Annotated in this window: 10 protein-coding genes and 2 other annotated features; of the genes, 8 read left to right on the top strand and 2 right to left on the bottom strand. The window is 34.6% G+C overall.

What is annotated here, in order from left to right; all coding sequences use genetic code 11:
* The first annotated feature begins 32 nt into the window (after positions 1-32).
* Positions 33-247: a binding site (T-box leader), on the top strand.
* A 45-nt stretch (positions 248-292) separates the two neighbouring features.
* The 7 genes from argS (at position 293) to ileS (ending at position 12,679) form a co-directional block, all read left to right on the top strand.
* Positions 293-1,981, top strand: coding sequence for an arginine--tRNA ligase (argS, locus tag SB773_RS28210; RefSeq protein WP_044441976.1), 1,689 nt, complete (start codon positions 293-295; stop codon positions 1,979-1,981).
* A gap of 171 nt (positions 1,982-2,152) precedes the next feature.
* Complete coding sequence (locus SB773_RS28205) at positions 2,153-2,482, top strand: DUF2085 domain-containing protein (protein WP_078205517.1); 330 nt, start codon at positions 2,153-2,155, stop codon at positions 2,480-2,482.
* A 29-nt stretch (positions 2,483-2,511) separates the two neighbouring features.
* Positions 2,512-2,730: a hypothetical protein gene (locus tag SB773_RS28200; protein WP_044441975.1), complete on the top strand. Its 219-nt coding sequence runs from the start codon at positions 2,512-2,514 to the stop codon at positions 2,728-2,730.
* A gap of 223 nt (positions 2,731-2,953) precedes the next feature.
* Complete coding sequence (locus tag SB773_RS28195; RefSeq protein WP_044441973.1) at positions 2,954-3,832, top strand: class I SAM-dependent methyltransferase; 879 nt, start codon at positions 2,954-2,956, stop codon at positions 3,830-3,832.
* A gap of 27 nt (positions 3,833-3,859) precedes the next feature.
* Complete coding sequence (locus tag SB773_RS28190) at positions 3,860-4,633, top strand: endonuclease/exonuclease/phosphatase family protein (RefSeq protein ID WP_410593499.1); 774 nt, start codon at positions 3,860-3,862, stop codon at positions 4,631-4,633.
* A gap of 350 nt (positions 4,634-4,983) precedes the next feature.
* Positions 4,984-9,186 carry a C39 family peptidase gene (locus SB773_RS28185; RefSeq protein ID WP_410593497.1) on the top strand — a complete coding sequence of 1,401 codons (4,203 nt, stop codon included), beginning with the start codon at positions 4,984-4,986 and terminating at the stop codon, positions 9,184-9,186.
* Positions 9,187-9,284: 98 nt separating this feature from the next.
* Positions 9,285-9,523 (top strand) — a binding site (T-box leader).
* Positions 9,524-9,577: 54 nt separating this feature from the next.
* Positions 9,578-12,679: an isoleucine--tRNA ligase gene (ileS, locus tag SB773_RS28180; protein WP_410593495.1), complete on the top strand. Its 3,102-nt coding sequence runs from the start codon at positions 9,578-9,580 to the stop codon at positions 12,677-12,679.
* 52 nt (positions 12,680-12,731) lie between these two features.
* Here ileS and SB773_RS28175 read toward each other — a convergent pair whose 3' ends face one another.
* Positions 12,732-13,817: a DUF418 domain-containing protein gene (locus tag SB773_RS28175; RefSeq protein WP_215577031.1), complete on the bottom strand. Its 1,086-nt coding sequence runs from the start codon at positions 13,815-13,817 to the stop codon at positions 12,732-12,734.
* A 1-nt stretch (position 13,818) separates the two neighbouring features.
* Positions 13,819-14,403: a TetR/AcrR family transcriptional regulator gene (locus SB773_RS28170; protein ID WP_002136053.1), complete on the bottom strand. Its 585-nt coding sequence runs from the start codon at positions 14,401-14,403 to the stop codon at positions 13,819-13,821.
* A 328-nt stretch (positions 14,404-14,731) separates the two neighbouring features.
* Between SB773_RS28170 and SB773_RS28165 the strand changes: the two genes are divergently transcribed.
* Entirely contained in the window at positions 14,732-16,243 is a 1,512-nt protein-coding gene (locus tag SB773_RS28165) for a M36 family metallopeptidase (protein ID WP_044441963.1), read from the top strand.
* Positions 16,244-16,341: the final 98 nt, after the last annotated feature.

Here is a 16,341-nt window from a genome sequence, read left to right as displayed (position 1 = left end):
AAAGATGTATAATAAGCAATAATTAATTAAATATACTGTCGGTGATGAAGAGAGTAGTCTTTTTCAGAAGGAAAGCGAGCTAGGGATGGTGTGAGCCTAGTGCGGAAGAAAAAGATGAAGCGCACTTCGGAGACGCTTCTTGAACGAGTAGTAGAGTAAGCCGAGGCCCCCTGTCCTCGTTATAAACGGGAAAGTGGTTCGAAATGAACAACAAGGGTGGTACCACGGGTTAAAACTCGTCTCTTTTTTAGAGACGAGTTTTTTGTGTTTTAAAAAATAAGGAGGTTATAGTATGAATTATAAAACGCAGTTTGCGAAAAGTTTATCGAATATTTTTACGAATGAATTAACACAAAATCAAATTTTAGATTTAATCGAAACACCAAAACAAGATGAATTCGGAGATGCAGCGTTCCCATGCTTTTCACTAGCGAAGCAATATAAAAAATCACCAGCTATTATAGCGAAGGAATTGGCGGAGAAATTAAATGATCCGTTCTTTACGAAAGTAGAGGCTGTTGGTCCTTATGTAAATGTATTTTTAAATCGTGAAACAGTAAGTGATGAAGTATTAAAAACAATTTTAGCGGAGAAAGAAGAGTACGGTCAAAATCACTTTGGATGTGAAAAAACGGTAGTTATCGATTATTCCTCTCCTAATATCGCGAAACCTTTTTCAATGGGGCATTTACGTTCTACAATGATTGGTAATTCGCTGAAACATATCGCCGAAAAATGTGGCTATGAAGTTGTCGGAATCAATTATATTGGCGATTGGGGCACGCAGTTTGGGAAGTTAATTACTGCATATAAAAAATGGGGAAATGAAGAGGTTGTTAAAGAGGATCCAATTCGTGAGTTATTTAAGTTATATGTTCAGTTTCATGAAGAAGCAAAAGAGAACAAAGAACTAGAAGAAGAAGGACGCTCATGGTTTAAAAAACTAGAAGAAGGAAATGAAGAAGCAGTCGAACTTTGGAATTGGTTCCGTCATGAGTCTTTAAAAGAATTTTCTCGTATTTATGAACTTCTCGGTGTGGAATTTACAAACTTTCAAGGAGAAGCTTTCTATAACGATAAAATGGAAGACTTTATTGGGATTTTAGAAGAGCACGATTTACTTGAAGAATCAGAAGGAGCATTAGTCGTTAATTTAGAAGAAGAAGGTATGCCGCCTTGCTTAATTAGAAAATCAGATGGTGCAACTATTTACGCAACACGTGATTTAACAGCGGCATTGTATCGTCAAAACACATACGAATTTGATAAAGCTTTATATGTAGTAGGACCCGAACAAAGTTTACATTTTAATCAATTTTTCACTGTATTAAAAAAGCTTGGCTATAACTGGGTGGATGGTATGGAACATGTACCGTTCGGGTTCATATTAAAAGATGGTAAGAAAATGTCGACACGTAAGGGCAGAATTATTTTATTAGAAGAAGTGTTAGAAGAAGCTGTTGCACTTGCGGAACAAAATATTGAAGAGAAAAATCCTAATTTAAAACAAAAAGAAGACGTGGCAAAACAAGTCGGTGTTGGAGCGGTTATCTTCCACGATTTAAAAAATGAGCGTATGCATAATATCGAATTCTCATTAGAAAATATGTTGAAATTTGAAGGAGAAACAGGACCATATGTGCAGTACACACATGCGCGTGCCTGCTCTATTTTAAGAAAAGAAAGTGTAGAATTTGAAACGTGTACTTTTGAATTAAAAGACGATTACAGCTGGAGTGTAGTAAAATTACTCAATAAATTCCCGCAAGCAATTGAAGCGGCCTTCAACAAAAATGAGCCATCTATTATTTCAAAATACGTATTAGATGTAGCGCAAGCGTTCAATAAATATTATGGAAATGTTCGTATATTAGAAGAGAGCGAAGAGAAAGACAGTAGACTCGCATTAGTGTATGCTGTGACGGTTGTATTAAAAGAGGGATTACGTTTACTTGGGGTAGGGGCACCTGAGGAGATGTAAAATAAAAATTTTGTAACAAAGAGGCAAATCAGGCGGTCATTAACCTGATTTGTCTTTTTGTATTTTTTTGAATAAATTCTTATTTATAAAGTGTTATACGCTACGAAGTGTAAGAATTCTATAATTTTGTTACGAAATCAATTAAAATATTTGTAGAGAGGATGGTCCGTATTGATTCGAAGTTTCATTTTAAACATTCCTTGTCATAGACTACCGGAAAGGAGTTTTCTTAAACTACAAAAATACATGCCTTTATGTGCGCGATGCACAGGTATGTTTATTGGTTTATGTATGTTTCCAATTTACTTTTTAATAACACCTTCGTTTAGTCTCTCATTGATGCTATCCTTTTTTGCTCAAATTCCATTATTAATTGATGGATTCACCCAAAAGTGGAAATGGCGAAGCAGCACAAATTTGCTAAGAGTAACTACCGGCTTATTAAGCGGTAATGGTATGGGACTATTTATTGCATCTAGTATTATATGGATTACATCTTAAACCACATATCAACGGAGGTAGCTACTTACATGTTTTGGATTTACATAATTCTAATTTTTATATCAGGTGGAAGTGGAATTGGTTTTATCATTCATGAAAAATATATAGAAGCAACAATAGCTTTTGTTATTTGCCTATTATTTATGGTGCTACTATATTTTTATTTAAAAAGAAGCAAAAAAAAGAGAGATTTAGATTGTGACGTAATAGATTGTACCGATTGCTCAGATTGTGATTGTACTATCTAAATTTCTATGTATTTCTTTTTTATGAAAAGGATTATATATCGTTTCAGGTATGTAATCCTTTTTATTTTTTTAAAAAATTAGTTTGTCAAATAGGTGGAGAAGAAAGAACATGTACGATTTAACGCAATAATTAGAACTAAAAATCTCTAAAAATATTAGAAACATAGGAATACGTTTATTGAATGGAGAACTTTAGTTTTGTATATAAAAGGAGGTATTGTACTTGGAAGAGTATGATTGGAATAGTAAGCTAGAGTATTTAAGAAATACGAGAGATTTATATTATAACGATGATTATTTAAGTTTTTTAGTAAATACAGTTTGGAAGATTTCTGAGCCAGTACATATTGTTGATTACGGTTGTGGGTATGGCTACTTAGGTTTAATTTTGTTGCCGTTACTTCCAAATGGATCAAAGTATACAGGTATTGATAGCGGGGAAGCATTAATAGCTGAAGCGAGAGAGTTGTTTCGTTCGCTTCCATATGAATCAGAATTTATTGAAGGAGATGCTACAGAAATTGAATTGGAAAATAAATATGATATAGCTGTCAGTCATGCTTTCTTATTACATATGAATTCGCCCAAAACGATGTTGCAAAAAATGATAAATTCAATTAAGGAGGGAGGAAAGATAATATGTTTTGAGCCGAATTGGATTTCTAATATGTCCTCATACACGCTAGACGGATTAATTCAATCGGAAATTATCCAGCTTGGTGTTTTGCAGAAGTTATTTGAAGAAGATGCACACAGAAGTGGTAAAGATGGCAATATTGGCATGAAAATACCAATGTATTTAAGTGAATTAGGTGTTAAAAATATTGAATGTAGAGTAAGTGATAAAGTGAATTTTTTAGATCCTAATTTAAATCAAAATGATAAGCAAGGATTATATAATTCTCTAAAAGAAGAGGGGATTGCTAGTAATCCAGGTGAAAAACAACACTTTATAGACCGTTTAATGAGTCGGGGCTTAACATTTGCTGAAGCGCTCGCTCAATATGAAGCAGAACTACGATTTTTTGAAGTGTTTCATATACATTCTGCTTTGGTATATGCCCCTAATATGAAAATTACATACGGTGAAATAAGGAGATAAATCTAATGTTAGAAAAGTAGGGATATAATGAGAATTGCTACCCTCAACATTTGGAATCATCAAACTTTGTGGTCAGAGAGATTAGGGGCTATTTGTGAGGAAGTTCAAAATGTTGCTCCTCATATTCTTGCTCTACAGGAAGTTAGAAGTTGTGTTACTTATGGACCAAAGAAAAATGTTGCGCAGTATATAGCAGATCAAACTGGATATCCGGTTTGTGTATTTAAAGAGTATCCAGATTCTCCAGATGAAGGCCTAGCTTTTTTAAGTAAAATTCCTATCTTAGCTGAAGAAGCTATTTGGGAAACAGGTATAGAGGAATCGAATTATTGTACCATTCGAATTATGTTAAAATATAAAGAGTATAAGCTCGGGATAACGAATGTTCATTTAAATTGGAAATCTAGTAAGGTAAGAAAAGAGCAAATGAATACCGTGAATAATTGGATTAAAAACAGAGGTACTGGCTACGAATTATTATGTGGTGATTTTAATGATGATCCACATTCAGGGGTGCATCAATACTTAATAAGTAATCAATGGATAGATGTGGCTCAGTTTAAAGAAAATCAAGATAACATTCGTGCTCAGCCAACTTTAGATTATGGAAAGAATACAAACTTAATAGGGGATGAAAAGCAAGGAGGACGATATGATTGGGTTATGATACAAGAAAATGACGCGTTTGAATTTCAAAATATAGAAAATATATCAATATTTGCAGATTCAGTACTAACTTCATCATGCATATTCCCAAGTGATCATTACGGTGTTTTTGTGGATTTAAAATTTGATAAGTGAAACAACCTCGCTAATAGTATGAAATAGAAGATGGGATAATTGTCATTTTTGTCGGTAAATCAATATATCTTGTCGAATCGTTGATATAATTTCATCCACTGAACGAAGCCTCAAAAAAGAGGATAAAATCGATGTTCTAATAACACATGATATTTCATCAAATTAAACAAAATTCCCATAAAAATCAATGTTTTTAAGATATTTAGTTATAAACTTGAATAATATTAAATAATATCGTTCATTATATGAGGTTTTAGTTGAATGCATACTATATGATGTGTAAAATCTAAGCAAGTAGGTTAGAATACTGCTTGTAAATGGCAGTATAAATAATAATTTGAGGTGAATGCATGCTAGATTTTAAGCAATTAGAGATTTGTTTGAAAGAAAAGAGATTCCTAGATGGATTACATGAGATAAATAATGAAATTGCGCATATAAAAGAAACGAATAAGTTATCATACGTGAAGAACTGGCTTTCTAACGTCTCGTCACCTAAGGAGTTTGATACATTAATTCGTCTTGCTGATGAAGGTTTGATGCATCAATATAGCTCCTTTTTAATTCGTTATACTTATAAAAAATTCCCAAATATGAGAACGCTCTCTTTATATTGTGATGAATTAATTGATGAGCGTAAAATCCTTGATGCTGAACAATTATTAAAAGATTCTTTGGAAAAGGTAAATGAAGAGGAAACTGATGCGGATGTTTTAACGAAAGCATACTTTACGTTAGTTAGATGTTTGCTAGATATGAATCGAAATGAAGAGGCCTATGCCTATATGCAAAAGGCGGAAAAGCATAGTACGCGTGCAGTTTTTGATAAATGGGGTTACTTATATATACAGACTGGTGAGTGGGAGAAGGCAGAGGAACAACTTTTATCCGGTCAGCAGCATAAAGATTGTGAAGAGTTAGCTACGTACTTATTGGCGCAATTATATGCATATAAAGGTGAACAGCAGCGAGCGTTACAACTCATTAATGATGCGATTGCAAAGTTTCCTCAAGTACCATATTTCTATTTTGAAAAAGTAAAATATTTATTAGATTTAGAGCGCTATGAAGAAATGTTAGCGGTAATAGATAAAATTAATCATATGCTTCCGCATCATGCATATACAACTTATTTTATACATTTACGTGCAGAAGCATTTTATAAAATGAATAATATTCACGATTTGCAAGCACTATTGAAAAATGAAAAGAGTTTGAAAAATTCTCTATATCATCATATAGAAAAAAATCCTGATGGAAAAAAGGTTCGTTTACCGATAGTTCCGGTTGTACAAAAGGATAACTATTGCGTTCCGACAAGTTTGGAAATGATGTTAGGGGTATGGGGAGAAAAACGTACGCAAGATGAAATTGCACAACATATTTTTGATGTAACAGGTTCTAAGTTTTCAGATACAGTTACATATATAGAAGAGCAAGGTTACGAATATCGTTATTTTCAAGGGAATGAGGAAAATTATAAGAGATTACTCAATCAAGGTATTCCCGTTTTATTAAGTATAGATATTGAGCACGCTTCCCATGTACAAGTGCTTTCTGGTTATGACGATGTACTACAAGCTTTTTATATTCAAGATCCGAATTTCTTGGAACCGATTCTTGTGGAATATGATAAGTTGCAAGAAAAATATCGTTATACAGATTGTTTAGCTATTACGTTTATACCAAAAGATAGAATGGAACAACTTTCATTTTTAAATGAGGAAGAACACACATATTATAAAACAATCTTTTCTCTTACAGATCATTTAGGTGAGCAAGATAAAGAGGGAATTGAAAAGTTAGTACTATTTTTAAAAGAAACAAGTGAAAATCCAAACACTTGGTTATATACGATTAAACATTTAGATGCTGAAGTAGATAAAGATTTTATTCAGTTTTGTATAGAAAAATTAATGAAAAAGTTTCCGAGCTCTGACTTTGTGAAATTGCATAGTGCACAGTGTTTTATTCGTCTGCAGGATATGGAAAAAGCAGGACAGATGCTTCAAAGTGTGGAGAAGAAAAGCAATCAAGCGTTGTATCATTTTATAAATGGACGTTATTCTTTTGAGCAAGATAATTATGCAGAATCGATTGCTAGTTTTCGTTCATCATTACAATTGGATGCAGATCAACCAGTTGCGTGGAGTTTCTTAGCATTATCATACATGTATATGGATCAATCCGAAAAGGGGCTAGAGTATTCTCTAACAGCTATAGAACGTAGTCCAGAAAGGTTTACACTTGTAAATCACGGTTTAATTTTAATAGATTTAGAACGATATGAAGAAGCATATGGATTCTTTAATGATTTATTAAAAGAATATAAATATGAAGCGCACATATGGTATGAACGTGCAAGATGTGCTCAGTATTTAGGGAAAGTGTATTTGGCGGTAAAAGGACTTAAAGTGGCGATTCAATTAGATAAAACAGCAGCCTATTTATATACGAAGCTTTCGGAAATCTATGAATCGGATTTGGATGATGAGAAAAATACGAAGGAGATTCTATTACAAGGAATTCAAAATTGTGAAGATCAGGCGTCTTTATATGTTCGTTTAGGAGATTTTCATTTTCAAAATGATGAACTTGAAGAAGCGGAAACTATATATAAGTGTTCTTTAGAAGAAAATAATGAAGATGTATATTCTCATTTCGGTTTAATTCAAGTTTATATGGCAAAGGAACAATATAAGGATGCAAAAAACTATATTGTCAGTATTAATAAGCAATTTGAAGACAATCAAGATTTCCTTATGAATGCTGGTATGGTGTTATGGGATGCTGAAATGGCATTAGGCGAGGATGAAAAAGAGTTAAAACTTGCACTTTCTAAATTAGAGAACGGTATACGAAGCGTATACGCTAATATAGCGAGCGTGTTGGAGGAGTATGTAAATCGAATAAAAGACACAGCTTTTGTGCAACGAGGCATAGCATTTTTAAGAACGTTAGAAAAAGAAAAAGAGGATGTAATTGAATACGGTTGTTACGCAGGTGTTTTATATGAATCTATTGGACAGTATGATCAGGCGATAAAACGGTATAATGATGCACTTAAGAAAAAACAAGATTCATTGCCGTATTTCCGTATCGGTGAAACATTCATGGCGTTAGGGCAATTTCAAGAAGCAAAGCATGCGTATGAAACATGTTTAGAAATGGATAAGAACTTCTTAGGTGTACATTTGCAGCTTGCTGAAATATACGAAAAAGAAGAGAATCGTTCCAAAGAACAAAAGCATATGGTCCAGGCGATGAAAGAAGAACCAATGCATATAAATATGGAATATTTAGCGCAGCTTTCAGTAGAAATGAATCTTCAGGAAGAATTGCTAGTTGAACTAGAGAAATTGGAGGAAGAAGTTCCTGAAACATGGCGTTTAGATGCGATTGCATACGTGTTTGGCGCGATGAATGACATAGATAAAGAAAAAGAATATATCGAATGCGCAATGAAAATAGATGAAGCGCATGTGGAAGTACTATATCATTATGCGAAATTGCTAGTTAAAAAGCAGAGTGCAGAAGCAATCGAAGTTGCGCTGAAAGTAATGCATAAAGATTTGGAAAGTGAACGTATTTTTGGTGTGTACGTAAAAGCAATGGAGCAACATAAAAAATTATCCCAAATACGAGACGTACTTCATACGTTAAAGGTGAAAAAAGCAGAAAGAAGTACAGCGTTTATGTATGCAGCTACTGCGGTTGCCGAAAGATTAGTAGAAAGACAGCAAAATGAGCAACCGAAAAAATCTATATTTACAAGAGCATTTTATCGCATGAAAAATCGTGCGAAGGAAATTTCAATGGTTACAGTTGTTATCGAGTTATTTGAAATCTCTTTAAAGTTAAATCCGAAAAATAGTATGGCAGCGCAGCGTTTCGCAATATTTTATGAGAATGCGGCGATGAATAAAGAAGCTATAGAGGTTTTACAAACATCGTTAGAAAATAAGTGGGATTATGATGTAGCGAAGCAACTTGTAAATCTTTTCATTGAGTGTGAAGAAGAAGATATGTTACGAGATGCTTTTGAATTAACGAAACAAATGGTTCGCGAGCTACCGGATGATTATGATACACTTCTTCTACAAGCGAATGTATTATGTAAGCTAGGCGAAGAAAGAAAAGCCGAAAAAATTCACTTGCAATTAATTGAGAAAACACCATTTGTAAGTAGAGGATTCCTTGCTTTAGCAGAAATATATCAAAGTCAAGAGAGAATTGAGGACTCGATTCAGTTATTAGAAGACGCTTCTGTACATCATCCAAATGAAACAGCAATTCTTCTTGCTTTAGCATCTTCGTATCATAGAGCTGGGCAAACGACAAAGGCAGAAAAAATAACAAGTGAAATATTAGCAATTGATGCTACTGACTTGCTAGCAAGATACGATCATGCTTGTTATTTAACATTATTAAACAGAAATGAAGAGGCAAGAGATGAACTTGAAATTGTGCTTCGTGAAGATGAAACAGGATTTTTCGCTGAACTTGCAGAGGAAGATGAAGATTTAGCAGGACTGCGAGAATTTGAAAAGTGATTGTATAAGAATAGAGAAAAAGGGTATAAATAAAAATATATTTCGAATTAGTTGACAATTAATTGTTTAATGGCATAGAATAACTTTTAATAAAGTATACAAATCTGAAGACGAGAAAGAGTAAAATAGTGAGCTGTTCTCCAGAGAGTCGGTGTATTGCTGAAAGCCGGTGTGCAGACGTTATTTGAAAATCATCTCCGAGGAGCCGTGGCTGAATAAAGTAAGCTCGGACGGATGTCTACCGTTACAAAGAACGCGTATATTAGTACGTTGCTAAGTGCTATTAGTGAAAAGCTAATAGAATTAGGGTGGTAACGCGGGTAAACCCGTCCCTACTTCATAGGGGCGGGTTTTTTGTGTGCTTTTAAAACATTCAAAGGAGTGATTGTACATGAAGAAAGTAGATGTAAAAGAGTCAGCTGTAGGGAGAGAAACACGTATTCGTAAGCAGTGGAACGAACAGGGCATTTTTGAACAATCAATTCAGAATAGAGAAGGCGCACAATCGTTTGTGTTTTATGAAGGACCACCAACGGCGAACGGTTTACCACACGTCGGCCATGCACTTGGTCGGGCAATTAAAGATTTAGTAGCAAGATATAAAACGATGGCTGGATATAAAGTGTTAAGAAAAGCTGGCTGGGATACACATGGATTACCTGTAGAATTAGGCGTTGAAAAACAACTTGGTATTTCAGGTAAGCATGAGATTGAAGAGTACGGCATTGAGCCATTTATTCAAAAGTGTAAAGAGAGTGTATTCACATATGAGAAGCAGTGGCGTGAATTTACGGAGAGCATTGGATATTGGGTAGATATGGATGATCCATACGTTACTCTAGAGAATCCATATATCGAAAGTGTATGGAATATTTTAGGGACGATTCATGAAAAAGGCTTGTTATATAAAGGGCATAGAGTTTCACCGTACTGTCCAAGCTGTCAAACATCGCTTAGTTCACATGAAGTTGCACAAGGATATAAAACAGTGAAAGATTTAAGCGCAACGGTTAAGTTTAAAGTAAAAGATAGTGAAAATGAATATTTCCTTGGATGGACGACAACGCCGTGGACACTTCCAGCGAATGTTGCACTTGCCGTACATCCAAATATGGAATACGTTAAAGCGAAACAAGAAGGGTATGTATACATTGTTGCGAAAGAGCGTGTACAAGAAGTACTAAAAGAAAACTATGAAGTATTATCCGTTCATAAAGGCGAAGAATTAGTAAACACATCTTATACAGCACCGTTTCCGATGAAGGAAGTTACAAATGGGTACCACGTAATTGCAGCAGATTTTGTAACTGCAGATAGTGGTACAGGACTCGTTCATATCGCTCCAGCATATGGGGAGGACGATTATAAAGTCGTTCAAAGTGAAGGATTGTCGTTCTTACATGTTGTAGATGAGAAAGGTGAGTATACGGATGCAGTACCATTTCTTAAAGGTAAGTTTGTAAAAGAATGTGACGTTGATATCGTTCGTTATTTAGCTAAAGAAGGTTTGCTATATCATAAAGAAAAATATGAACATAGCTATCCGCATTGCTGGCGCTGTGATTCACCATTACTTTATTATGCAGGAGAAAGCTGGTTAATCCGAACAACTGAGATTAAAGAAACATTTTTACGAAATAATGATTCTGTTAAGTGGTATCCAGACCATATGAAGCATGGACGGTTTGGTAAGTTTTTAGAAAACATGGTGGACTGGAATATTAGCCGGAATAGATATTGGGGAACACCGTTAAACGTATGGGAATGTGAAAGCTGCGATCATCAATTCTCACCGAAAAGCATCGCCGAATTAAGAAAGCATAGTACGAAAGAAACACCTGAAGATTTAGAATTGCATAAGCCGTATGTAGATGAAGTGCAAGTTTGCTGCGAAAAATGCGGAAGTACAATGAATCGTACACCAGAAGTAATCGATGTTTGGTTTGATAGTGGTTCCATGCCGTTTGCACAATATCATTATCCATTTGAAAATAAAGAGTTATTTGAAGAACAGTTTCCAGCAGATGTAATTGCAGAGGGAATTGATCAAACACGCGGCTGGTTTTATAGTTTATTAGCAGTATCCGCACTATATACAGGAAAAGTACCTTATAAACGAGTGTTATCACTAGGGCATGTTCTAGACGAGGAAGGACAGAAAATGTCTAAAAGTAAAGGAAATGCACTAGATCCAGTTGATTTAGTAAATCAGTTTGGTGCAGATGCTTTAAGATGGGCTCTACTTGTTGACAGTGCTCCGTGGAATGCAAAGCGTTTTTCTGAAAGAACAGTACTGGAAGCAAAATCTAAATTTGTAGATACGTTAGTCAATGTATATAGCTTCTACGTTTTATATGCAAATTTAGATGAGTATAATCCGAAAGAAAAGTATGAAGTTAAACGTACGAAATTAGATGAATGGGTATTATCAAGATTGCATAGCACAACGAAAAAAGTGAGAACAGCACTTGATGATTATCAATTTACGAATGCAGCTCGTGAAATCGCGGCGCTTGTAGATGAAGTCAGTAACTGGTACGTAAGACGATCACGTAATCGTTTCTGGGAATCTGGTATGAATCCTGAAAAAGCAGCTGCGTATGAAACGCTTCATGAAGTGCTTGTAACAATTAGTAAATTAATCGCACCATTTACACCGTTTGTCGCTGAGGATATTCATCTGAATTTAGAAAGAAGCAGCGTTCATTTAGCAGATTATCCGGTTGTAAACGAATCACTTATCCAGCCTGAGTTAGAAGCAGAAATGGATGCTGTTTTACAAGTTGTTGAACTTGGAAGAAGTAATCGTAATCAACATTCATTAAAAGTAAAACAGCCGTTAGCAGAACTTGTATTACTAGCGCATAATGAAAATGATATGGATTGGGAATCTTATCGTGATATCATCATGGATGAGCTAAATGTAAAAGCGTTCCATGTTGAACTCGATGAAACGAAATACACGTCCTATCAATTAAAGCTGAATTTTAAAACGGCTGGGCCGAAGTTTGGTAAAAGTGTGAATGCAGTAAATGGCTGGCTAAAACAATTATCAAAAGAAGAAGTACAACACTTTGTATCTACAGAAAGAGCAGTTTACGAAGTAGAACCAGGAGAAGAAGTAGTTGTAACAGCTGAAGATGTATTAGTAGAGAAAGTTGCGAAATCAGGATTTTCAAATACGACTAACGGTCAATATACGGTAATGTTAGATACGAATGTAACGGAAGAATTGTTACAAGAAGGAGTAGCACGTGAATTTATTCGTGCAGTTCAAGAATATCGTAAGCAGTTGAATTTACCAGTTAATTTACGAGTGGATGTAATTCTTGATACAGAAAAAGAACTACAGCAAACGTTAACGAATCATAAAGATTTATTGGAAGAAAACTTACTCGTCAAGCAATTTACATTTGGTCACTTAACGAATGAGGACGATGAACTTTCTTTAGGTGAGACAAAGATCCGAATTAAATTAAACGCGGCTAATTAAAGAAAAAAGGAAGTTGGAATCATTCCAACTTCCTTTTTTGTATGAAGATAAATTAATCAGTTATTTTCCGCATAATCCATTCGATAGGTCCTCTAGAAAAGTTCCTTCGCCATAATACGCTAAATAAAATACTGAAAATGAAAAATGCAGTAGCAAATAATAAAACGAAAAGTAGTGTTTGATGTTCCATACGATTTAATACAATCAATGCGCCAATACCGATAAATACATGACTTACATAATGCGTTAATGTTAATTGTCCTGTTTGTATAATGGAAGTAACAAACCAATTATTTTCATATTTTTCAGCAATGTAGAGGCAAATTATTAATATAGCAATAGCAGATCCTGTAGCGGATGCGACGTATAATATATTGGGCAAAATGGGTCCTGTGTTAAACAAAAATGTAGCTGCCTCTTTGCCGATGTATGGAATAAAGAAGTGTGTAAGTCCTTTTGATAAAAGTTCTGTCAGTATTGTGATTGTAATACTGAGTAAGAGTAATCTTTCTCTAATATTTTTATTATGAAGATCTAATCTGCCAATTATCATACCGATTAAGAAGAAAGAAAACCATGGGAAAATAGGGTGATAGCCATTAAAAAATAAGTTGCGAAGAAAACCTGTTAAGGTCCAAAAGTCTATATAGTTTATAAATGGGATTGTGCCTCCCCATCCTTCGAAGGCGTTGAAAGTAAGTTGGAGATATTGTGCAGCAAGTAAAATAATGATAGAAAGCCATATTAGTATAGTTCTTCGTACAGTAATTAGTAATGCAGCGATGAAAAGGTAAACGCCGTAGTAGTGTAAAATATCACCCGTCCATTCCATTACATACAATAATAATCCTAAAATAAATAAGAATAGTGATCGTTTCCAAATCAATATGCGGCTGGTATTGATTTTTATTTTCTCTTGGCTAGCAACAGATGATTTAGTCATTAAAGTTATGCCAATTCCAGCAAGTATAACAAACAAGGCAGAAGCTCTACCTTCAAAAAGTGTCATAAAGGTTTTTAACAGAGGAGGTCCATTTCCTTCCGCCCCTGTTATCACCATGAAATTAACTAGTAACATTCCAAACATTGCCCACGCTCTAGCAAAATCTAAGCCGATAATGCGCTTTTTTGTATTCACTTCAATCCCTGCTTTCAAAAATGCTATTTACAGCTTCAATCCATATTTGTTTATAATCCATATCTAAATGTAACATCATAAAATTCCCAATATTATCAAGAACTAATGCTAACATATGAGCTTTTGAAACTAGATTTTTATTTTGAATGAGTTGAAGTTCATTTGCTTTTGTTAGGAGTGATTCAAATCCGTTTAAATATTCTGTTTGTACAGTTAGTAATCGATCTTTGTACATATCGTTTCTTGAAGATAGTAATACATATTCTTGTAATACACGATTAAAATAAGGATCTTTCTGTTGTTCGTCTATCATTTTAAAGCCAATTTCAACACATTTCTCAATGAAATTCTCTTTCGTAAATTCTTCTGTATGAAAGAATGAGGAGAACTGCATCGCTGCACATAATTCATTAAAAATACTTTCAATTAATGCATCTTTAGATTTAAAGTAATAATAAATAGATGGCTTGGCAATACCAACTTCTTCAGCAATCATTGTATAGGTCGTTTTGGCAATGCCGTGACCGGCAAATAGTCGATAACTTGCTTCGACTATGGAAGAGAGTGTTTCTTCACTTTTGCTCATGATAAGTCCTCCTAATAAAAAAGGTTACATAAATCGTATCATTCATTAATATTATTTTCAACCTATCGTTAGGTAAAAAATAACTTATTTTTTTACACATTACTTTAAAAAGCATAAGGTAAAGAAATTTACAAAAGAAATATATTTCTACAGTATTTTTCTCGTTTTACACATAAATATTGAGAAAATTTCACTTACCCAAAATGTAAAGGTAATAGAATTGTTTGTATAGAATTACTCGTAGATTCACTTTATTTCGTTACTTGTGGACAGGAATAGCCTTATAGGAATGGGGTAAAGTTTTCAATTTATTAGGGGGAGTGGTTTTATGTTAAACAAAAAAATGGTGGCAATGGCAATGACTGTGCCATTAGTAATGGGGACAATTTCTACTGTTTCAGCACTGGAAAAACAACAGCAAGTAAAGCTAGAAGCTTATTCACCACAGAAAAAAGCAATTGAATATTTAAAAGGACATGCTACGGAATATGGATTGAAGGCAGACCTTTCAGACTTGCAATATATTTCTACAACAGAAACATCAGTAGCTTCATATGTTAGATTCCAACAAGTGGTCAATGGTGCGCCTGTATTTTCAAAACAAATTACAGTTACTCTTAACGGAGAGGGAAAAGGCTTACTTGCGGTTTCTGATTATCAGCCTGTTACAGGTGTGAAGGAAGTTACGAAAAAAATTAGTGAAAAAGATGCAGAACAAAAATCGATGGCGTATGTTGGAGGAGAAAGTGAGCAAAACTTATGGGCTCCTACAGAAAAAGAATTCGGATATATTGTTGAAGAGGGAGTCGCTATTCCTGTATATAAAGTGGTAGTCCATTCTAATAATCCATTCGGTGCATGGGAAACATTCATTGATGCGGAAAATGGAAAGTTAATTAAAAAAGTTGATATAAACCGAAAAGCAGAAGGAACAGGAAAAGTATTTTTACCTAACCCTGTCGTATCTAGTGGAAGTTTAGCAGGGTTAAAAGATAATAATGATGCAGATTCAACAGCATTAACGAATCAATTGAAAACTGTTACGTTAAAAGGTTTAGATGGTACAGGATTTTTAATTGGTGAGTATGTTACGATTTCTTCAAAAGCGAAGACGAAATCTACAAGCTTACAATTTAACTATACACGTGCAAATGATAGTTTTGAAGATGTTATGTCATATTATCATATTGATACATTACAGCGTTACATTCAAGGATTAGGCTTTCAAAATATTAATAAACGTTCGATTAAAGTGAATGTAAATGGTACAACTGACGATAATTCATTCTATTCTCCATCAACGAAAGCTTTAACTTTCGGTACTGGCGGAGTAGATGATGCAGAAGATGCTGGCATTATTGCGCATGAATATGGTCATTCTATTCAAGATAATCAAGTGCCAGGCTTCGGAAGTTCACCAGAAGGTGGAGCGATGGGAGAAGGATTTGGAGACTTCTTAGGTGCTACTTATGAAGATGCAGTATCGACAACAGGATACGGGAAAGCATGTATTGGAGAATGGGATGCGGCTGCTTATTCTAGTTCAGATCCGACGTGCTTACGCCGATTAGATACGAATAAAGTATACCCGAAAGATATAACGAATGAAGTGCATAATGATGGGGAAATTTGGGCTCAAGGTCAATACGAAATGGCGCAATCTTTTGGACGTGATGTAGCAACAAAAATTATTTTACAATCACATTGGTCATTAACGCCAAATGCGAAATTCCGTGATGGAGCGAAAGCGATTAAGCAAGCAGATGCTCTTTTATACGGCGGACAACATGCCGCGGAAATCGATCGAATTTGGACAGCGAGAGGAATTAGTACGAATTAATATAAAAAGTCGTGGCGTTTAATGAAGTGACCCCCGAAAGTTAGACAGGTCGTTTCATTAGGCAGCCTCTAGGGTATGAGCCCGGTATTGTACCGGGC

Source organism: Bacillus sp. SIMBA_074 (genome assembly GCF_046534555.1).
Taxonomy (GTDB): Bacteria; Bacillota; Bacilli; order Bacillales; family Bacillaceae_G; genus Bacillus_A; species Bacillus_A mycoides.
This window is presented reverse-complemented; position numbering and strand designations above follow the sequence as displayed.

Bases quoted from the DNA above. Each gene is read 5' to 3' on its own strand.
- argS (WP_044441976.1), top strand. From the start codon at position 293: ATGAATTATAAAACGCAGTTTGCGAAAAGTTTATCGAATATTTTTACG.
- SB773_RS28200 (WP_044441975.1), top strand. From the start codon at position 2,512: ATGTTTTGGATTTACATAATTCTAATTTTTATATCAGGTGGAAGTGGA.
- SB773_RS28190 (WP_410593499.1), top strand. From the start codon at position 3,860: ATGAGAATTGCTACCCTCAACATTTGGAATCATCAAACTTTGTGGTCA.
- SB773_RS28185 (WP_410593497.1), top strand. From the start codon at position 4,984: ATGCTAGATTTTAAGCAATTAGAGATTTGTTTGAAAGAAAAGAGATTC.
- ileS (WP_410593495.1), top strand. From the start codon at position 9,578: ATGAAGAAAGTAGATGTAAAAGAGTCAGCTGTAGGGAGAGAAACACGT.
- SB773_RS28170 (WP_002136053.1), bottom strand. From the start codon at position 14,403: ATGAGCAAAAGTGAAGAAACACTCTCTTCCATAGTCGAAGCAAGTTAT.
- SB773_RS28165 (WP_044441963.1), top strand. From the start codon at position 14,732: ATGTTAAACAAAAAAATGGTGGCAATGGCAATGACTGTGCCATTAGTA.